Annotated in this window: 21 protein-coding genes; 8 read left to right on the top strand and 13 right to left on the bottom strand. The window is 71.1% G+C overall.

Translation table 11 applies throughout. The annotated features are described in order from the left end of the window. Window positions 1-48: 48 nt before the first annotated feature. The 4 genes from ACXN5W_RS01595 to ACXN5W_RS01580 are packed head-to-tail and all read right to left on the bottom strand — an operon-like array spanning window position 49 to window position 3,770. Window positions 49-1,296 (bottom strand): ABC transporter permease, encoded by a 1,248-nt coding sequence (locus ACXN5W_RS01595; protein ID WP_473156285.1) that lies wholly within the window; start codon window positions 1,294-1,296, stop codon window positions 49-51. Then, window positions 1,293-1,979, bottom strand: a complete 687-nt coding sequence (locus ACXN5W_RS01590) for an ABC transporter ATP-binding protein (protein WP_473156305.1) — start codon at window positions 1,977-1,979, stop codon at window positions 1,293-1,295. The genes ACXN5W_RS01595 and ACXN5W_RS01590 overlap by 4 nt, the downstream gene beginning before the upstream one ends. 28 nt (window positions 1,980-2,007) lie before the next feature. Continuing rightward, the gene (locus ACXN5W_RS01585) at window positions 2,008-3,228 is read right to left on the bottom strand and encodes a peptidoglycan-binding protein (protein WP_473156284.1); all 1,221 of its coding nucleotides are present in this window, start codon (window positions 3,226-3,228) and stop codon (window positions 2,008-2,010) included. Next, window positions 3,225-3,770 (bottom strand): hypothetical protein, encoded by a 546-nt coding sequence (locus tag ACXN5W_RS01580; protein WP_473156283.1) that lies wholly within the window; start codon window positions 3,768-3,770, stop codon window positions 3,225-3,227. Before ACXN5W_RS01580 ends, ACXN5W_RS01585 begins: the two co-directional genes overlap by 4 nt. 126 nt (window positions 3,771-3,896) lie before the next feature. Between ACXN5W_RS01580 and ACXN5W_RS01575 the strand changes: the two genes are divergently transcribed. From ACXN5W_RS01575 to ACXN5W_RS01565, 3 genes are all read left to right on the top strand, one after another. Then, a complete protein-coding gene (locus ACXN5W_RS01575; protein WP_473156282.1) occupies window positions 3,897-4,553 on the top strand; it encodes a response regulator transcription factor in 657 nt (218 codons plus the stop codon). Continuing rightward, entirely contained in the window at window positions 4,550-5,722 is a 1,173-nt protein-coding gene (locus ACXN5W_RS01570) for a sensor histidine kinase (protein ID WP_473156281.1), read from the top strand. Before ACXN5W_RS01575 ends, ACXN5W_RS01570 begins: the two co-directional genes overlap by 4 nt. A gap of 114 nt (window positions 5,723-5,836) precedes the next feature. Further along, window positions 5,837-6,499, top strand: a complete 663-nt coding sequence (locus tag ACXN5W_RS01565) for an MOSC domain-containing protein (RefSeq protein WP_473156280.1) — start codon at window positions 5,837-5,839, stop codon at window positions 6,497-6,499. A 98-nt stretch (window positions 6,500-6,597) separates the two neighbouring features. Here the strand turns inward: ACXN5W_RS01565 and ACXN5W_RS01560 are convergent, their stop codons facing one another. Then, window positions 6,598-6,978 (bottom strand): YciI family protein, encoded by a 381-nt coding sequence (locus ACXN5W_RS01560; protein ID WP_473156279.1) that lies wholly within the window; start codon window positions 6,976-6,978, stop codon window positions 6,598-6,600. Between the two features lie 241 nt (window positions 6,979-7,219). Here ACXN5W_RS01560 and ACXN5W_RS01555 point away from each other — a divergent pair, with 241 nt between their 5' ends. After that, on the top strand, window positions 7,220-8,122 hold the full coding sequence (locus ACXN5W_RS01555) for a hypothetical protein (RefSeq protein WP_473156278.1): 903 nt from the start codon (window positions 7,220-7,222) through the stop codon (window positions 8,120-8,122). A gap of 166 nt (window positions 8,123-8,288) precedes the next feature. Next, entirely contained in the window at window positions 8,289-8,687 is a 399-nt protein-coding gene (locus ACXN5W_RS01550; protein ID WP_473156277.1) for a nuclear transport factor 2 family protein, read from the top strand. 184 nt (window positions 8,688-8,871) lie between these two features. Here the strand turns inward: ACXN5W_RS01550 and ACXN5W_RS01545 are convergent, their stop codons facing one another. The 7 genes from ACXN5W_RS01545 to ACXN5W_RS01515 all read right to left on the bottom strand — a co-directional run bounded on the left by ACXN5W_RS01545 (window position 8,872) and on the right by ACXN5W_RS01515 (window position 14,544). Then, on the bottom strand, window positions 8,872-9,912 hold the full coding sequence (locus ACXN5W_RS01545; protein ID WP_473156276.1) for an ABC transporter permease subunit: 1,041 nt from the start codon (window positions 9,910-9,912) through the stop codon (window positions 8,872-8,874). Continuing rightward, window positions 9,909-10,808, bottom strand: coding sequence for an ABC transporter ATP-binding protein (locus ACXN5W_RS01540; RefSeq protein WP_473156275.1), 900 nt, complete (start codon window positions 10,806-10,808; stop codon window positions 9,909-9,911). The genes ACXN5W_RS01545 and ACXN5W_RS01540 overlap by 4 nt, the downstream gene beginning before the upstream one ends. Then, window positions 10,805-11,194: a GntR family transcriptional regulator gene (locus ACXN5W_RS01535; protein ID WP_473156274.1), complete on the bottom strand. Its 390-nt coding sequence runs from the start codon at window positions 11,192-11,194 to the stop codon at window positions 10,805-10,807. The genes ACXN5W_RS01540 and ACXN5W_RS01535 overlap by 4 nt, the downstream gene beginning before the upstream one ends. 225 nt (window positions 11,195-11,419) lie before the next feature. After that, complete coding sequence (locus ACXN5W_RS01530) at window positions 11,420-11,890, bottom strand: hemerythrin domain-containing protein (RefSeq protein WP_473156273.1); 471 nt, start codon at window positions 11,888-11,890, stop codon at window positions 11,420-11,422. An 89-nt stretch (window positions 11,891-11,979) separates the two neighbouring features. Next, window positions 11,980-12,900, bottom strand: a complete 921-nt coding sequence (locus ACXN5W_RS01525) for a hypothetical protein (RefSeq protein WP_473156272.1) — start codon at window positions 12,898-12,900, stop codon at window positions 11,980-11,982. A 29-nt stretch (window positions 12,901-12,929) separates the two neighbouring features. After that, a complete protein-coding gene (locus ACXN5W_RS01520; RefSeq protein ID WP_473156271.1) occupies window positions 12,930-13,769 on the bottom strand; it encodes an SAM-dependent methyltransferase in 840 nt (279 codons plus the stop codon). A 166-nt stretch (window positions 13,770-13,935) separates the two neighbouring features. Then, window positions 13,936-14,544 carry a nucleotidyltransferase domain-containing protein gene (locus ACXN5W_RS01515; RefSeq protein WP_473156270.1) on the bottom strand — a complete coding sequence of 203 codons (609 nt, stop codon included), beginning with the start codon at window positions 14,542-14,544 and terminating at the stop codon, window positions 13,936-13,938. A gap of 145 nt (window positions 14,545-14,689) precedes the next feature. Between ACXN5W_RS01515 and ACXN5W_RS01510 the strand changes: the two genes are divergently transcribed. Beyond that, entirely contained in the window at window positions 14,690-15,022 is a 333-nt protein-coding gene (locus tag ACXN5W_RS01510) for a YciI family protein (protein WP_473156269.1), read from the top strand. After that, on the top strand, window positions 15,019-16,239 hold the full coding sequence (locus tag ACXN5W_RS01505) for an RNA polymerase sigma factor (RefSeq protein WP_473156268.1): 1,221 nt from the start codon (window positions 15,019-15,021) through the stop codon (window positions 16,237-16,239). The genes ACXN5W_RS01510 and ACXN5W_RS01505 overlap by 4 nt, the downstream gene beginning before the upstream one ends. 99 nt (window positions 16,240-16,338) lie before the next feature. On the opposite strand, the gene ACXN5W_RS01500 is transcribed toward ACXN5W_RS01505, so the two are convergent. After that, a complete protein-coding gene (locus ACXN5W_RS01500) occupies window positions 16,339-17,577 on the bottom strand; it encodes an MFS transporter (protein ID WP_473156267.1) in 1,239 nt (412 codons plus the stop codon). A gap of 25 nt (window positions 17,578-17,602) precedes the next feature. On the opposite strand from ACXN5W_RS01500, the gene ACXN5W_RS01495 reads away from it, so the two are divergent. Beyond that, window positions 17,603-18,490 (top strand): winged helix-turn-helix transcriptional regulator, encoded by an 888-nt coding sequence (locus tag ACXN5W_RS01495; RefSeq protein WP_473156266.1) that lies wholly within the window; start codon window positions 17,603-17,605, stop codon window positions 18,488-18,490. The last annotated feature ends 23 nt before the right edge of the window (window positions 18,491-18,513 follow it).

Here is an 18,513-nt window from a genome sequence, read left to right as displayed (position 1 = left end):
GGCGGCCGGTGAGTACACCGGCCGCCGGGGCACCCGTGGCCGGGGTGGTCACGGGGCCGCGAGGGCCTCGGTGGGGGAGAGCCGACTGGCCCGGATCGCCGGATAGAGCCCGGCCAGGGCGCCGATCCCGATGGTCGCCCCGACACCACCGGCCACCACCCAGAGCGGCACCACCGTCGGCCACCCCTGGGAGATGGCGTATCCGGCGGTGACCGCGGCGCCCAGCAGCACCCCGCCCACCCCGCCCAGGGCCGACAGCAGCAGCGACTCGGCGAGGAACTGGGTACGGATCTGCCCCCGGGTGGCTCCCAGCGACCGCCGCAGCCCGATCTCGGCCCGCCGTTCGAGCACCGAGATGACCATGGTGTTCGCCACCCCCACCCCGCCCACCAGCAGGGCCACCGCGCCCAGCCCCAGCAGCAGGCCGGTGAACGCCTTGTCGGTGGCCTGCCGGGCGGCGAGCGCGTCGGAAGGCCGGGAGACCTGGGCCTCGTTGGACTGCTCCGGGTTGGCCGTGGCCGCCAGCACCCCCCGGACCGCCTCCACGTACCGGTCGGCCGAGCGGGTGTAGATCTTGGTCGGATGCCCGTCCAGGCCGAGGTAGGTGGTCGCGGCCGACCAGCCGACCAGGGCCGACGAGTCGAGTTCCGGGGCGAGCGGGACCGGCCGCAGGATGCCGATCACCGTGAACGACCGTCCGTCGAGGTAGACCTGGATCTCCGGCCCGGCCGCGCCGAGCCCGAGCCGCTCGGCGGCGACCGACCCGAGCACCGTGGCCGGGTACTTCGCGGTGGCGTCGTTGAGCCAGGTCCCACTGGCCAGCGAACCCCCGACGGTGTCGAGGAGGTTCAGGTCGGCCGCCTGGACACCGAGCCCGCCGGTCTCCGCCGCCGGAATCCGGTCCGACCGGTAGACCGGGGTGTCGGGCAGCTGGGCGGTCGCCGCGACCTGGCGTACCGGGCCGATCCGGCCGATCATCCCGACCGCCTCGACCGGCAGCTGGGCGTCGGCGCCGAAGAGCGTGCTGCCCGGCGCGACGGTCAGCAGGTTGGTGCCGAGGGCGGCCAGCGTCCGGTCCAGGTCGGCCCGGGACGACGAGGAGATGCCCACCACACTGACCATCGCCGCGATGCCGATGGCGATGCCCAGGGCGGACAGGAACGCCCGCAACGGCCGGGTCCGCAGGCCCACCCCGCCGACCCGCAGCACGTCGCGCGGGCTCATCCGGGCCGGCCGCAACCGGGCCGGTCGCCCCGTCCGCCCGGTGCCGCCCGGTCGGGTCGGTGTCATGGTCATCGTCGTACCCCCTCGACCAGCGCGGCGGAGTCCGCCACGATCAATCCGTCGCGCATCCGTACCTGCCGGGGCAGGCTCGCCGCGATCTCCCGGTCGTGGGTGATCACCACGACGGTGGTACCGCCCGCGTGCAGTTCGTGCAGCAACTCCAGCACCCCCGCGCCGGAGGCGGAGTCGAGGTTGCCCGTCGGCTCGTCGGCCAGCAGCAGCGGCGGCTCGCCGACCACGGCCCGCGCGATCGCCGCCCGCTGCCGCTCCCCGCCGGACAGCTGGTGCGGTCGGTGGGTCAGCCGGTGTCCCAGGCCGACCCGCCGCAGCGCGGCCTCCGCCCGGCGCCGTCGCTCCCGCCGGGGTACGCCGGCATAGAGCAGGCCGTCCGCCACGTTCTCCACCAGCGGTACGCCGGCAGCCAGGTGGAACTGCTGGAACACGAAGCCGATCCGGCTGGCCCGCAGGGCGGACAGCTCCCGGTCCGACAGTTGCGCGGTGTCGTACCCGTCGATGTGGACCGAACCCGAACTGGGCCGGTCCAGCGTGCCGATCAGGTTGAGCATTGTGGACTTGCCCGACCCGGACGGGCCGACGATGGCCACCAGGGCGCCCCGGTCGACGGTCATCGACACCCCGCCGAGGGCGGCGACCGCGGCGCCGTACCGTTTCGTCACGTCCCGCAGCTCGACCACGTGGTCGGGGTCGGCGATCAGGCGCGGCTCAGCCACGGGGCATCCCCACGGTCAGCCCCTCGACGACCCCGTCGCCGGAGACCTCGACCCGGCCGGACGCGAAGAGCCCGGTGCGTACCGCGATGATCCGGGTGCCCGTCTCGTCCACCACCTGGAGCCCGTAACCGCCCTCGGCGAGGGTGAGCAGTGCCGCGACGGGCACGGTGAGCACGTCCGCGCGTTCCGAGGCGACGAACCCGACATCCACCGCCGCCTTGTCGTACCCGGTCAGCTTCCGGGGGTCGTCCCCGGTCACCGTGACCTTGATCTTGGTTTCGGCCTTCGCCTCCTGGCCGGCCGTCGCCGGCGAGGTCTCGATGACCGTCTCGACCGTGCTGACCTTGCCGGTGCTCCGGGTGCCGTCCGGGAGGGTGATCGTCACGTCGGAGCCCTTGCGGGCCAGGCGCTGGTCCTCGACGTCCAGGTTGCAGGTGACCAGCCGGGCCGTACCGGTGGTCGAGAGAACCACCTTGCCCGGTGTGACCACGTCGCCCACCTCCGCGCCGTGGCTCTCCACCCGCACCTCGGCGGCCGCGTAGACGATCCGGCCCGGCTCGACCTTGCCGGTCTCCGGCAGGCCCAGGTCCTCCTGCCAGTCCCGGACCGCGTCGGCGGTCGCGGAGCTGAAGTCCTCGTCGACGGTGAAGCCGGTACGCCCCATCGCGGCGAGGTTCTGCTCGAACTGCTTGACGTCGGCGCCGCTCACGCCGGTACGCAGCATCCGGTACGCCGGCAGGCTCCCGTAGAGCAGCACCACGGGGGTGTCGTCGATCCGGTAGAGCGACCGGCCCCGCCGTACCGTCGAACCGGTCGGGGCGACCCAGGTGACCGTCCCGGTCAACCGGCTGTCCAGGGCCCGCTCGGTGCCGTACCCCAGTTCGCCGTTCTCGGTCTGCCGGTCGACCAGGGTCTGCCGGGTGACCGTGTCGCTCGACGGCGGTCGGTCGACCGATGCCGTCCGGCCGGCGTCGCCGTCGCGGGTGACCGCGACCGCGACCCCCGCGGCCGCCGCGACGAGGACGACCACGGCGCCGAGCAGGAGGCCGGACCGCCACCGCCGACGCCGGGCCGGCGTTTCCGCGGTGTCCGCCGCGCCGGCTTTGCGGGTGTCCGCCTCGGCGGGTTCACCGGCGCTCACCCCGGCGGCGCTCACCTCGCTGTCGCTCGATCCGCCGGCGTTCACCTCGTCGGGCCGGGTCGTGGCGCTCACCGCGTCCCCCGGCGTCCACCGAGGTTGGGCACGGTCTCCCGGCACTTGTCGAACGCGGCCCGCACCTTCGGGTCCTTGACGTCGATGCCGGCCTGGCCGGGCTGGATCCGCCCGTCCGCGGCCGGATCCGGGAAGTTCGGTACGCCGTTGTCCCGCATGCACCGGGCCAACTTGCGGACCTGCTCAACCTGCTCGGCGTCGAGCTTCGGGGGCTGCCCCCCGTTGGGCGCGTACTCGCGGCACTGCTGGAGCGCCGCCTGCACCTTGGTCGGGTCCACATCCGACCCGAAGTTGAACCGTGGTCCGTTCTGTCCCGGCTCCGGATCGGGCACGTCGAGCCCCTGGTCCCGCAGGCACGCGGCGAACTTCAGCCGGCGCTCGTCGTCGCTCAGCGCGGACGCTGAGGATGAGGGCTTCGGGCCCGCACTACCGGCCGTGGCCACCCCGCCGGTGTCGTCGGAGTCGTCGGCCGCGCAGCCGCTCAGGGTGAGGGCCACCGTCACGGGCAGGGCGAGGAACAGGCTCACCGGACGCCGTCGCATTGTTTGCACTCCCTTCAAGCCGGCAGAGAGCCGGCATCAGGGACAAGCCAACGCCCAGAGCTGTATCCCGGGCGTAAACGGTGGCGTTAACGCGGTGGTTACACCGCCATGGGCGAGGATGGAACGGTGCGCGTACTGGTGTGCGAGGACGAGAAACTGCTCGCTGACGCGATCGCGGAGTGGCTGCGCCGGGAGGCGTTCGCCGTCGACGTCGCGTACGACGGCGACGCCGCGCTGGAACGGATCGGCGTCAACGGGTACGACGTGGTCGTGCTCGACCGCGACCTGCCGGTGGTACACGGCGACGACGTCTGCCGCGCCCTGGTCCGCGCCGAGCGGGACACCCGGATCCTGATGCTGACCGCCGCCGCGGCCGTCCGGGAACGGGTCGCCGGCCTGGCCATCGGGGCCGACGACTACCTCACCAAGCCGTTCGCGTTCGTCGAGTTGAGCGCCCGGGTACACGCGCTGACCCGGCGTACCCGGCCGGCCGCCCCGCCGAAGCTGTCCCGGGCCGGGATCGTCCTCGAACCGGCCCGGCTGGAGGTCGTCCGGGACGGGCGCTTCGTGCCGCTGTCCCGAAAGGAGTTCGGGGTGCTGGCCGAGCTGCTGCGCGCCGACGGCGCGGTGGTCTCCGCGGAGGAACTGCTCGAACGGGCCTGGGACGAACACATCGACCCGCTGACCAACGTCCTGCGGGTCACCGTGATGAAGCTGCGCCGCAAACTCGGCGACCCCCCGGTCATCGAGACGGTGCCGGGGGTGGGGTACCAGATCCCGTGAAGAAACTGACCATCCGGGCCCGGTTGACCCTGATCTACGGTGGCCTGTTCCTGCTGGCCGGGACCGTGCTGCTGGCCGTGACGTACATGCTGGTGGAACAGCGGCTCTCGCACGGCCTCGGGTTCGACCTGCGCGGCACGGACGGCAACCGGACGATCCCACTGCCGCAGGGCGGTCAGATCAACGCCGACCAGGCCGAGCATCTCCGCAACGTCATCCGGCAGGTGCAGGACAACGCCCGACGGGACGCGTTGGACTCACTGCTCACCCAGGGCGGGGTGGCGCTGGCGGTGGTGACCATCGTGGCGGTCGCGTTCGGCTGGCTGGTCGCGGGCGGGGCGTTGCACCCGTTGCAGCAGATCACCGCGACCGCCCGCCGGATCGCCGGCGCGGACGGCGCCGGCCGGGGGCTGCACGAACGGATCGCCCTGGCCGGACCGGCCGACGAGGTGAAGGAGCTGGCCGACACCTTCGACCTGATGCTCGAACGGCTCGACCGCTCGTTCGACGGGCAACGGCGCTTCGTCGCCAACGCCTCGCACGAACTGCGTACGCCGCTGGCGATCAACCGTTCGCTGGTCGAGCTGGCGATCACCCGGCCGGACGCCCCGGCCGAGCTGCGGCAGCTCGGCGAGACCCTGCTGTCGGTGAACGAACGGCACGAACGGCTCATCGACGGGCTGCTCACCCTCGCCGACTCGGAGAACGCCCTCGCCGAACGGGTCGAGGTGGACCTCGCCGAGGTGGCCGGTCACGTGGCGGACCAGGCCGCCCGATCGACACCGCTGGGCGTCACCCGCGAACTGAAACCGGCCCGTACGGTGGGCGATCCGGTCCTGCTGGAACGGCTCACCCAGAATCTGGTCGAGAACGCCGTCCGGCACAACATCGGCGAGGGCGGCTGGCTCACCGTCTCGACGGAGGTGGTCGACGGCCGGGTCACCCTCACGGTCGCCAACAGCGGGCCGGTGGTGCCCGGCTACGAGGTCGAGACGATGTTCCTGCCGTTCCGCCGGCTCAACCGGGAACGGGCGGCCGGTAACCGGGGCTTCGGCCTGGGCCTGTCCATCGTCCGGGCGGTGGCCCGCGCGCACGGCGGCACCGTGCGGGCGACCCCCCGCCCCGACGGTGGTCTGGTGGTCACCGTCTCCCTTCCCGGCGTCGGCTGACCGGCCGCCGGTTGAACCGGCGTGCCTTGACCGGCGTCGGCTGGCCTCGACCGGGCCGGTCCGGGTTGGGAAATGGTGCGACGCGCGGTGGCCGGCGCGGATAGGTTGCCGGGCGTGAGCAGGATCGTGTCGGTCAACCTGGCGGTCCCGGAGCCCATCTCGGTCGAGGGCTTCGGCATGACGGGCATCAACAAACAGCCGGTCGACCGCCTGGTCACGGTGCGCGCGCCGGGGCCCGGGGCGACCGGGCCACCCAGCGGCCTGGTCGGCGACCAGATCTTCGACCTCGACCAGCACGGCGGCGAAGACAAGGCCGTTTACGCGTACGCGCGGGAGGACTACGACTGGTGGCAGGCGCGACTCAGCCGCCGGCTGGCCAACGGGCTCTTCGGGGAGAACCTGACGACCGAGGGTGTCGACGTCAACGGCGCGGTCATCGGTGAGCGGTGGCGGATCGGTCCACGGCTGCTCCTTGCGCCGACCTTCGGTCGTAGCCCCTGCGTCACGTTCCAGCGCAAGATGGGCGAGCCGCGCTGGATGAGGACCTTCACCCGGGCGAACCGCCCGGGGGCGTACCTGCGGGTGCTGGAGCCGGGGGAGCTGTGGGCCGGCGACCCGGTGACCGTGCAGGACCGGCCGGCGCACGGGGTGACGATCGCGCAGGCGTTTCGGGCGTGCACGACCGAGCCGGGGCTGCTGCCCGAGCTGATCGAGACCGCCGGGCTGCCCGACGACCTGCGCGAGAAGTTCGTGACGCGGCTCTCCCAGCGGCGGTAGCTTGGGACAGACCCGACGGATTTCGGCCGTTCCGGTACTTCTCTTCGTGGTCGTCGGGCTGCCCGCAGCCAGCCAGCCAGCCAGCCGGGCGGGCGCGCTCAGCTCTGTGCGGAGTGGTTGCGCTGAGGGTGTCCGGGCCTTCGGAACCGGTGTACCTCCTGTGGCCAGTCGAGCGCGGTCGCGAGCCTGCCGGCCCAGTATCGGGCCGTCGCGTCGTCGGGCGCGTCCAGTACGACGAAGCCGCCGAGGTGCTCCTTGGTCTCGACGTACGGGCCGTCGGTGAAGATCGGTTCGCCGTCGACCGACTCGACGCTGCACACCGCCGTCGACCGGTCGAGGGCGCCGTTGCTGAAGATCAGGACACCTTCCGCCTGCATCTCCGCCAGCACGGCCCGGCTGGCCGTGCCCTTCTTCCGCAGTTCCTCCGCCGTGTGCTCGGGCACCCACTCATCGTTGAAGGCGATCAGGTACTCCGTCATGGTCTTCTCCTTCCAGTCCTGCCCGAGCGGCTCTCCGGCTGCTCGTGCCCGGTGGTCCGGCCGGTCGCCGCACACACACAGGTGCTACGAACGGCTCCGCCCCTATCCGACACCATCGACGGAACTTCCTGGTCAAGGCGACCCGGACGCGGGTTGAAGATCATCCTCCATCCGCGCCCACACCTCTACCGCGTCGTCCACCTGACCGGGTGAACCCGCCGCGGCCGGTACCGTGCTTGGGATGTCCGAGCCGATGGGTGAGTGTGGCGCGGCGGCCATGGATTCCGGAAACGTCGTGCGGTGGTGGCACGGCGGAGCGGCCCAGTTCATGTACGTGGTGGTTGGGGCCGGCTACGGGTTCGTGGTCACCGTGGGTCTGGCGCATCGCGGTGGACAGCCATGGCTGGTGTGGGCCAGCCTGGCAGTCGGGCTGACCTCGACCAGCGGATTTGTCTTCGGATACGCGTTGCGGTTGGCGGTCCCGCTCACTGGTCCGGGCGGGGTGGCGCGGCGCAAGGTCGCCGGGTACGTCGGCCGGGTGGCAGCCCTCGGAGTGGCGATGCTGATGGTCGGCGCGGTGTTGTCGGTCGCCGCGGGCCGTAACCCCGCGGGACGCCACGACGGAGATCTGATCGGTACGTTGCTTGTGGTGTTCGCCGGTCTCGGTGCGATACCGGTCATTGCCGGTCTCGGCGCTGTCCGTGAACGGGCGATCACCCTGGCCGGTGCGCCGGGCGAGCGGATTGAACTGATCATCACGCTGCGGCAACTTCTGGCCGCGCTACTGGCCGCGTTGGGTGCGCTGGTGGCGCTGGCCACCGTCGCGTTGGGCGCGGCGTTGCAGGTCACTCAGCGGTCCCAACCGACCGAGGTGGTGGTGTTCGGTGCGGCGCTGTCGGTGATCGTGGCGGTGTCGTACGCGCCGGCCGCCGGAGCGCTCACCGGGTCTGCCCGGCAGGTGTGCCGGGAGATCACGCCGTTGGGCGGCCTGACGGCCGCCGACCTGCCTGCTCGACTCGACGAGCGGCGCCGGATGGAAACCGCCCTCGGCGTCGATCGGGGTCTGCTCGCCGACCTGCAGTCCGGGATCATCATTGTGGCGCCGCTCCTGGCCAGTGCCGCCGCGGCCTTCCTGCCAGGTTGACCGTCCGCCCTCATGCGTGTGCCAACACATCGGTGGTGGTGATGTCCGACCGTAGCGCTGGTTGAGCACGCCGTACCAGCCTGCACCCGCTTGCTATTCGGGGACGTCCCCGATTACGGTGCAGAAGGGAAACGGGGAATTCCCCACTTAAGTCGAGGGGGTAGCGGTGCTGACTGCGGCGGATCGGGTCGCCATCGAGGACATCATTAATCTGCACGGGCATCTGACCGACCGGGGCGACTTCGCCAACATGCCCCTGCTCTTCACCGAAGACGTCACCTACGACGTCAGCGCGCTCGGCGGTGGCGTTCTCGCCGGACTGGCCGGGGCGCGGGACGCGGCACTCGCCCTCGGCGAGGCGAACCCGCTGGCCCACCATGTCACGAACATCGTCCTCGAAGAAGCATCGGACGGAACGGTCCACGCGCTGTCCAAGTACCTCGGTGTGATGGCGAACGGGTCCGTCGCGAGCGGGACCTACGAGGACACGGTCAAGCTCGGCGACAGCGGTTGGCGGATCACGCACCGAGTCATCCGGCCGCGCCGCATCCCCCTGCAACCATGACGCGGGCGCCTGATCCGTCGCACCCGGCAGGGTCCGCGGGCCACGGCGCCCGAGTCGGCGCGACCGGGGATCGAGCAGCGCCGGTCGCCCCCGGCGGGGTCAGGACCCGTCCTTGCACACCTGCCTGAGCGTCCCGTCGATCTCGCCCAGCCACCCTGATCCGCCAGTTGGGCGGTGATCCCGGTCAGTTCTGTCGGCGGCGGATCCGCCAGAAGCAGGTACCGGCCAGCGCTCCGGCGAGCACGAGGAAGATCCCGGTTTCCATCAACTGCAACGGCCAGTAGTGGCTCGCGGGGTGGTAGGTGACCGTCTGGTGGAGGTTGTCCTTGGCGAGGCAGGCGCCGATCTGGCCCAGATCCGGGGCGTCACCCGGGTTGTCCGGGAAACAGTCGGGGTAGCTCTCGATGCGGACCACCTGGCCGGCCGAGTTCATCACGGGTGGCTGGGACGTCAGCCATGCGCCCCGGGGTATCGGCAGGTCGAAGCGAAATTCCGTCTGCGAGCCCCCGAAGCTGCGGAACTGGCTGGCGCTGGCCTGATTGATCGGGACGGTGGCCGTGGTCGACGGCAGCAGGTGGGGCCGGAGAAGAGTGGGTACGAGAATCTGGACGGCGATGAACACGGCGAGGGTGACGGCCATGGCCGGAAGGGTGCGGCGCAGCAGCAGTCCCAGCGTGGTACCCAGGGCGAAGGCGAACGCGGCGTAGCCGAGCGGGACGATGTCGCGCGACGCGAAGGTCATCGCCGCCCACCGGTTCCCGTTGAGGTCGTCCAGCGGCCCGGCCCACCAGGTCAACAGCCAACTGAGGATCGCGGTGGTGGCGATCGCGGCGACGCCGACGACGGTGAGTTTGACCGCGAGCCACCGGGTGCGCGTCACGGTCTGGTTCCAGGCGAGTTGGTGCGTACCGGTTTCCAGTTCGCGGCCGATCAGTGGCGCGCCCCAGAAGATGCCGATCAGCGCCGGTACGGCGATCACGAGGAGCTGGAGGAGCTGGAACGTGGGCTCGTAGCTTCGCTGCAACTGGTTGATCTGCGCGCCCAGCGCCCGCGCGGCGGGGGTTGCTCCGTCACAGGCGTGCGGTTGAAGACACGCGGCCAGGTCCGCGGCGTAGCTGTGGTGCATCCGTAACCCGGTGGTCAGGAAGACGATCGCGGCGGCGGCGAGCAGGACCAGCACGGTGAGGGCCTGGACACGGAACTGCCGCCAGGTCACCCAGATCATCGCGCTTCTCCCGTCGATCGCCGCGCCGAGCTCCCGCCGTGGCCGACGGACCTTTCCAGGTAGGTCAGCACGAGATCCTCCAGTTCGAGATGTTCGGCGGACCAGTCCCCGACGGGCAGTTCGGTGGCGCTCCGCACGACGAACGTGGACTGTCGGTCGGTGTGCTCCGCCGAGATGACCTCCAGCCCCGCGGGCAGGTCGGACTCGTGGCGCCGGGTGCACACGATCCGGTAATGCTGCGCGATCAGCTCCTCGGTCTCGCCGGCCAGCTGTACGCGGGAGGCGACCAGCACGACCAGGTAGTCACAGACGCGTTCCAGGTCGGAGACCAGGTGGGAGGAGAGGATGACGCTGGTGTCGTGCTCGGCGACCGACTCCATCAGGTGGCGCAGGAAGTCGCGGCGGGCCAACGGGTCGAGGCTGGCGACCGGCTCGTCGAGGATGAGCAGTTCGGGTCGCTTGGCGACCGCGACGGTCAGGGCGAGCTGGGCACGCTGCCCGCCGGAGAGCCGGCCCGCCTTCTGCCTCGGGTTCAGGCCGAGCTGCTCGACGCGGTCCTGTGCGAGCCTCGCGTCCCAGGCCGGGTTCATCTTGGCGCCGAACTTCAGGTGGTCGGCGACGGACAGGCTCGGGTAGGTGGGGGTGTCCTGGGCGACGTACCCGACCCGGGCAAGTTGCGCGGTTCCACCGTTGGGCTGTTCGCCCAGCACCTCGATCCGCCCCGTGGTCGGTGCGAGCATGCCGCAGGCGATCTTCAGCAGCGTGGTCTTGCCCGCGCCGTTGGGTCCGACCAGTCCGACGACGTGCCCCGCCGGGAGTTCGAGGGTGCAGTCGGCCAGCGCCTGCCGCTGGCCGTATCTCTTGCCCAGCTCGTGGGCTTGCAGTATCGCGTTCATTGCTCCTCTTCGGCGCTCTCGCGCAGGGTGTTCTGGAACATCGCCTCGATGCCCGGCTCAGTCAGGCCCGCGCTGCGAGCCTTGGCCAGCCAGGCGCGCAGCTCCTGCTGCAGCGGACCGTGCTCGGTGAGTGAGGCTTCGCCGAGCGATCGGGTGATGAAGGTGCCCACCCCCGGCTTCGCCGCGGCCAGGCCGAGGTGTTCGAGTTCGCGGTACGCCTTGCTCACGGTGTTCGGGTTGATCGCCACCTTGGCGACCACCTCCTTGACCGTGGGCAGCTTGTCGCCCTCGGCGAGCAGCCCCAGCAGCAGTGCTTGGCGTACCTGCCGGACGATCTGCAGGTACGGGGCGATCCCTGAGCGCGCGTCGAGGTGGAAGTCGATCACCCGTAATCCTGTTCCACTAGGTTACTAGTGGAACTAGAGTGCACGGGAGCCGGGCACGTGTCAAGCAGCTGGCGTCGGTGAAAGCCGCCGGGAAGGCCGATGCTCACCGAGTGGCTGGCGGGCAGGCTCTGGCGGGCAGGCTCAGGCGGGCAGGCTCAGGCCGTGGCTGAGTTCAGCGACTGGGGACGGGCCGGCCGGACCTGCCGGTTCGCGGGTCCGGGTTGCTCACAACGGGCCCAGGATCTCCCCGGGCGGCGCGTCCAACGAGAGCGTCTCGAGCACGCCGAGCAACTCGCGTTCCTCGTACCGGAAATGGCTCTCCATAATGGCCGCGACACCCTCGACGTGCCGAGCCAACTCGGCGGCCGGAGCGCCTCGATCGACCGCGGCCTGCAGGCTGGCGAGCAGGTGCGAGATCATCGAGTGGTCCTGGCTGAGGTTGCGGAGCACAGGCTCCAGTTCCGGGTGAGCCTTCCTGATCGCCGGGAACAGGGTGTCGTCCTCGCCCCGATGGTGTCCGTCGAGGGCGGCGCAGAACCCGTGGCAGTACAGCAGCAGGTCACGGCCGGGCCCCTCGCCGGACCGGCCCTCGGCAACCGCGGCGCGGGTGAGGCTGAGCGCCTCGCGCAGGCGCGCGTGTGCCCGGCGAAGCTCGTGGCTCCAGGCGATGAGCCTGGTCGTCTCGCGATCAGTCACGCGAATACGAAGGATACGACGTTGACATCGTCGGTCTCCCCAAGTTGGGCGCCTCCATGCCTGACACGGTCTGCCACCGGTACGCGACGCTACTCGAAGCGTAGTGCAAGGCGCGATCCTGGCTCCTGGCCGTGTAGCAGTTCCAGAACCCACAATGTCTCAAGCCGGTCGACGGGGTCGCGCAGGGCGCGTAGCAGGACCGGATGGTCACACCCGGCCGCTGCGAGCTGATCGGCCAGTTCGGCGGGATCCGGGTCTTCTCCCGTGGCGGCCCTGGCTCGGATCGCGGGCAGCGACCGCCAGGCGGGATCGACCGTCGCTTCGTAGGCGGCCACGACGTCGTTCATGAACGTCGCCCACTGCCGGAACGGGAAATCGGGGCTGTCCGCGCTGCGGAGGGTGAGCGAGCCCCACCCGTCCTCGTCGGTTTCCGTGAGGACCCAGCCTTCGGCACCGAAGACCCACCGCTGGCCTGAGCCGTCCGCACGGCAGTCCCAGTGATCCAGGTGATATGCCAGCCGCTCCGACAGGCTGGGGCCGAAGCGCGGCTCCGGCAGCGGCGGTCCGTCGCTGAGCAGGTCCAGCGCGACAGCCAGCATCGGGCGGCCGACGCGGATTTCCTCGTCGCTGGTCAGCGGCGTGAAGCGTGACAGCAGCGCCAACAACGGACCCGGATGGCGCAACCGCGCGTCGCGCAGGGCGGCGAGCCGGGCGATGTACTCCAGCTCGACCCAGCGGAAGGTCCAGGGCAGGAACTGGGCGCAGTCGTCGTCATAGCCCAGCTCGGGCAACAGCTCAGCGCCCTGCCGAAGGAAGAGCGTCATCAGGTTGGGGTTCTGCAACATCCGAACCTCCAACGAAATCTCACCAGCGGTCAGGAGCGAGAGCTCCGAGACACGTTCGGGTGGATCGTCGTCGGGGTCCTCCCAGGGGCGGTCGAGATAGCCGTCCCAGAACCCGTAATCCAGCACGATTCGCCGGATCAGATCACGACTCGCGGGCAACACCACGCAGTGATCCTCTGCCCCGCTGAGCTGGGTCAGGGCTTGCGGCCCAGGCCGGCCCCGATGATTTTCCCGGCGAAGCTCATCGGCTCCGGTACGACGTCGCCCGGATCCGGCCGCCACAGCGGGTTGTAGACAACGCCCGGCTCCAGCAGCTCCATCCCGGTGAAGAAGCCACGGACCTCGTCGAAGCTCCGGAACCGGCCGCTGCCCAGGTCGCTGAGCAGCACCCGTTCGATCTCGGCGGTCTCCTCGCCGCCGTCGATGAAATGGGTGATGAAGACGAAGCTGCCGGACGGGACCGCGTCCAGGTAACGCGCGACCAGCTCGCCGGGGCGCTGGGCGTCATCGAGGTGGTGGAGGACGGCGACCATCAGCAGCCCCACCGGGCGATCGAGATCGATCAGAGTGCGTAGATCGCGGTTGTTCAGCACCTCGTCGGGTTCACAGAAGTCGGCCGTGATCACCGTGGTGTTCCCGTTCTCGGCCAGCAGGGCGCGACCATGGACCAGCACCATCGGATCGTTGTCGACGTAGACCACCTTGGCCTGCGGATTCTCCGCCTGCGCGACCTCGTGGGTGTTCTGCACCGTCGGCAGTCCGGCGCCGAGGTCGATGAACTGATCGATGCCCTGCTTGACCATGTGCCGGACACCCCGGCCCAGGACGGCTCGATTGTAGAGCGGCACGTTGGCCCCGCCGGGAGTCAGCCGCATGAGCTGGTCCGCGATGGCCCGATCGACGGCGAAGTTGTCCTTACCGCCCAGCAGCGCGTCGTAGACCCGCGCCACGCTCGGCACCGTGGCATCCACCCCGACCGGCATCTTCCGCTTCAGGCCCTGGGTGTCGTCGACGGATTCGGCGGTGTGATCCACTGTGTACTCCAGGGTCAGCGGGGAGCTGGGAGGCACAGCGTACCCGGCCTGATCGATGTCACCCAGCCGGCCTTCGGAGATCTCCGACTACCGTGCGTCACGGTGGGCCGCCTTCCGCGACCAGAGGTGTGATGGCCGATGCGGGATCACTGCTACGTCGGCCGCTTCAAGCCGACCTCAGTCGGGCTCGCCACGGGTGCCCGGGGTGGATGAGGCCGAGTGTCGCGTCGAGCCAGCCGCGTTCGGCTCGGGACAGCAGCGGCAGCGCGCCGGTGAAGTCGGCTTCGTCCTTGTCCCGGGTGTGCTTTGCCTTGAACAGCAGCACGGCCTCGATGCCCAGGTACGGGATGCCGTCGTCGGTGTGCGGGATGACCTCGCGGTACGGCCGGCGGATCCGCCGTTCGTCGCGGCGGCAGATCCAGACGTCACCGTCGTGCGGCTCCCGGAAGATGTCGAAGCGCCACCGGCCAGCCGCCGGGTCCCAGGCCCAGGTCTGATGCGAGTCGCCGGCCAGGGTCTCGGCCGTCAGGGGCGCCAGCACGCCCTTGCCCGCCGGCACCCAGAAGTCAAGCTCGGGAAACAGCGGCGGCAGGAACGGGAAGTGCGCCGACGGTACGGCGATCTCCAGGTCCCCGTGGACGCGGGTCTGCTCACCGCGGAACAGGTCCACCGCCCAGCCGGCCGCGACGTACCAGGGCAGGGGCAGGTCGCGGAGGCGTTCGGCCAGGTGGTTCGGATGCCAGGCTTCCCATGCGTCGATGTCGGGATGGGTCACGCGGGCGAGCCTATGGTGTGGGAGACGTCCCGGTCATCCCGGAATCAGGGAAGGCTCGGCGGAGCGTGTCGGATCGGGGCGGCGGCGTTCGTAGCAGGGTGAGGGGCAGGCCGAGGGGTCGGCCAACGACGACAGGAGATGGGCCGTGGCGCGGTATCTGATGTCCGTCCTCGACGAGACGACCGACCTCGCCACCGCCCAGGAGATGGCCGCGATCGACGCCTTCAACGAGCGTCTGAGGGCCGACGGGCAGTGGGTTTTCGCCGGAGGACTCGCGTCACCCGGCACGGCCACCGTGGTCGACGGCCGGTACGGGGAACCGGTGTTCACCGACGGCCCCTACCTGGAGGCGCCGGAACACGTCGTCGGGTTCTGGGTCGTCGAGGCGCCCCACCTGGACGTGGCGCTGCGACTCGCGGCCCTCGGCTCGAAGAACTGCAACCGGAGGATCGAACTCCGGCCGTTCCTGAGCCGATGACCGATGTCGGTGAGGTGATCGCCCGGGTCCACCGCGAGGAGTGGGCCCGGGTGGTCGCGACCCTGGCCAGAAGGTTCGGGGACCTCGACATCGCGGAGGAGATGGCCGCCGAGGCGTTCGCGACCGCGGTCGAGCGCTGGCCGGTCGACGGCGTACCGCCGGGTCCCGGCGCGTGGCTGACGACCACCGCCTACCGCAAGGCCATCGACCGGCTTCGCCGGGAGGCCCGGCGCGACGAGAAACACCGGGAGGCGCTGATGCTGTTCGACACCGCCGAGCCGCTCGGCGCCATCGACGACGACCGGCTGCGCCTCATCTTCACCTGCTGCCACCCCGCACTGGCCATGCCGGCGCGGGTGGCGCTGACCCTGCGGATGGTCGGCGGGCTCACCGTGGCTGAGATCGCCCGCGCGTTCCTGGCCCAGGAGACCGCCATCGGCCAGCGGATCACCCGCGCGAAGGCGAAGATCAGGGCGGCGAAGATCCCCTACGGCGTGCCGTTGCGCGCGGACCTGCCGGGTCGGGTCACGGGGGTGCTCGCCGTGCTCTACCTGATCTTCAACGAGGGTTACCTGGCATCGGGCCCCGAGCCGGAGCCGGTCCGCGGCGAGCTGACCACCGAGGCGATCCGGCTGACCCGGCTGGTCCGTGCGCTGATGCCGGCGGATGACGAGGTCGCCGGGCTCCTGGCGCTGATGCTGCTGACGGAGGCCCGCCGGGCGGCGCGGCTGTCACCGGCCGGAGTGCTCGTCACCCTCGGTGATCAGGACCGTGGCGCCTGGGACCGCGAGCTGATCGCCGAGGGCCACGCTCTGGTCCGCGCGTGCCGCACCACCGGCCGGGCGCCGGGCCGCTATCAGATCCTCGCCGCGATGAACGCCGTCCACACGGCCGCCCGGGACGCCCGGGACACCGACTGGTCGCGGATCGTCGCGCTCTACGACCAACTGGTCCAGCTCGATCCCTCACCGATCGTGCGGCTCAACCGGGCGGTCGCGGTCGCCGAGTCCGACGGCCCGGAGGCCGCGCTCACGGAGGTGAACGTCCTGCCGTTGGAGGGTTACCACCCGTACCACGCCACCCGCGCCGAGCTGCTGCGCCGGCTGGGGCGGAGCGAGGAGTCGCGGGCGGCGTACGACCGGGCCATCGAGCTGACCGGCAACACCGCCGAGACCGCGTACCTCACCCGGCGCCGCGACGAGCTGGCCGGCCGTTGACGGGAGCCGGTGGCTGACCCGGGCCCGACGATGGCGTGGGCCCGTGGATGACGAGGCCGGCCAGCTGCGCGGGTCCGCGGCTGACGGGGGCGGCCCGGTTCACACCCGGACCTCGGCGCGTTCCTCGGCGGCGCCGAGCGGCAGATCGCGCAGCCGGCGGATCGGGGTGGACAGATAGATGAGCGGGGACAGCACGGTGAGCGCCCCGAAGACCAGCAGGGTGGTACGGGCACCGAGCGGCCCGGCCAGGACGCCGGCGAGGAGGCCGCCGAGCGGGATGGCGCCCCAGGAGACGAACTTGACCGTGGCGATCACCCGGGAGAGGAGTTCCGGCGGGCTGGCGAGCATCCGGTAGGTGCGGGTGGTCACGCTGAGCACCACCGTGGAGCCGGCGAAGATGAGGTTGCCGGCGGCGAAGGCGAGGTAGCCGGCGGTGCCCGTACCCAGCGGGATGATGAGCGCGCCGGCCACGCCGACGACGGCCGCGATGATCAGCCCGCGCGCGGTGCCGAACCGGTCGGTGAACCGGGTGGTCAGCGCGGCGCCGACGAGCGTGCCGAGGCCGTCGGCGGCGACCAGCAGCCCGACCATGACCGGCGGCGCGTGCAACTCGCGGACCAGATAGTACGGAAAGAGCGCCAGCATCGCGCCGCAGACGAAGTTGGTCGCGGTGGCGTCCCACATGGCCGGTCCGATGATCGGGTGCCGGAGCACGAAGTGCCAGCCCTCGCGGATCATCGTGACCATCGGCGGTCGCTGCGCCGGTTGCCGTACCCGGCGGGCCGGAAGGGTGCGCAGCAGCACGGCGGAGATCAGGTAGCTGGCCGCGTCCACGAACAGCGTCGGCACCGCACCCAGCAGTTGCACCGCGAGCCCGCCCAGGGAGGGTCCGCCGAGCTGGGTGGCGGCGTGCGTGCCGGAGTTGAGGCTGTTCCGCGCCTGTAGCTGCGCGGCCGGCACGATCTCCGGCAGGAAGGTCTGGTTGGCCACGTCGAACAGCACGTTGGCGAAGCTCACGACCAGGGCGACCGCCACCAGTTGGGCCACGGTCAGGGTGTCGAACCACCAGGCCAGGGGGATGGACGCGATCGCGGCGGCGCGGATCAGGTCCGACGCGACCTGCATGCCGCGCAGTGGCACGCGCTGCACGAACACTCCCGCCGGCAGGCTGATCAGCAGGTACGCGAGGTAGCCGGCCGCCGTGATGAGACCCATCTGGAAGGCCGACGCGTTCAGCACGGCGAGTGCGGTCAGCGGCAGGGCCACCCCGCCGACCGCCGAACCGAGGTGGCTGGTGGTGCCGGCGACCCACCAGCGCCAGAAGGCAGTCAGTTTCATAATGGAACTGACTATAGTGGTGGGTGTGAGAAAAGTCGACCTTGCCGATGCGGACTGCGGCATCGCGCAATCCCTCGGCGTGCTGACCGACTGGTGGACCTTCCTGCTCATCCGCGACGTCGCCGGCGGCGTGACCCGGTTCGACGGCCTGCAACGAGGGCTCGGAATGAGCCGCCGCGCCCTGACCGAGCGCCTCGCCGCCCTCGTCGAGCACGGCGTGCTGCACCGCCGGCGGTACACGGACCGCCCGCCGCGTTACGACTACCTGCTCACCGCCAAGGGCGAGGGCCTGCTCCCGGTGCTGATCGCGCTGCAGGAGTGGGGCGACCGGCACGTGCTCGGCGACGGGTCGCTCACCGCAACGGCGGCGACCGGCTCGGCGGAGGCACGCCGGCTGCACGCCCACATCGGGCGCCGGCTTCCCGAGCTGACCCTGGTACGCCACGACGGCGTACCGGTGCCGCCCGCCGACCCGGCCGCCTGGACGGTGCTCTACTGCTTCCCCGGCGCCTTCGTCCCCGGCGTGCAGGGCCTCCCGCCGTACTGGTCGGACATTCCCGGCGCCCCCGGCTGCACGCTCGAATCCAGCACCTACGCGGCACGGGCCGCCGACTTCGTCGCCGCGGGTGCCCGGATCCACGGGGTCAGCACCCAACGCCCGGACCAGCTGGCCGCCTTCGCCGCGCACGCCGACCTGCCGTTCCCGCTGCTGTCCGACGCCGACGGGCGGCTCGCCGCGGCACTGCTGCTGCCCACCTTCCGGGCCGCCGGCGTCGACCGGCTCAAACGGGCCACGCTGCTGCTCGACCCGGGCGCGACGGTGCGCGCGGTCCAGTTCCCGGTGACCGATCCGGCCGGCTCGGTCGACGAGATGCTGAACCTGGTCCGCGATCACGTTCCGGTCGCCGGATAGCGCCGACCACACGGATACGGCGG

It is taken from the genome of Plantactinospora sp. A48 (genome assembly GCF_055793945.1).
The sequence above is the reverse complement of the archived record's forward strand: the minus strand, read 5'-3'. Positions and strand labels throughout refer to the sequence as shown.

Coding starts and splice junctions, on each gene's coding strand:
- ACXN5W_RS01555 (WP_473156278.1), top strand. CDS start 7,220: ATGTCCGAGCCGATGGGTGAGTGTGGCGCGGCGGCCATGGATTCCGGA.
- ACXN5W_RS01500 (WP_473156267.1), bottom strand. CDS start 17,577: ATGAAACTGACTGCCTTCTGGCGCTGGTGGGTCGCCGGCACCACCAGC.
- ACXN5W_RS01540 (WP_473156275.1), bottom strand. CDS start 10,808: ATGAACGCGATACTGCAAGCCCACGAGCTGGGCAAGAGATACGGCCAG.
- ACXN5W_RS01505 (WP_473156268.1), top strand. CDS start 15,019: ATGACCGATGTCGGTGAGGTGATCGCCCGGGTCCACCGCGAGGAGTGG.
- ACXN5W_RS01560 (WP_473156279.1), bottom strand. CDS start 6,978: ATGACGGAGTACCTGATCGCCTTCAACGATGAGTGGGTGCCCGAGCAC.
- ACXN5W_RS01580 (WP_473156283.1), bottom strand. CDS start 3,770: ATGCGACGGCGTCCGGTGAGCCTGTTCCTCGCCCTGCCCGTGACGGTG.
- ACXN5W_RS01595 (WP_473156285.1), bottom strand. CDS start 1,296: ATGACCATGACACCGACCCGACCGGGCGGCACCGGGCGGACGGGGCGA.
- ACXN5W_RS01545 (WP_473156276.1), bottom strand. CDS start 9,912: ATGATCTGGGTGACCTGGCGGCAGTTCCGTGTCCAGGCCCTCACCGTG.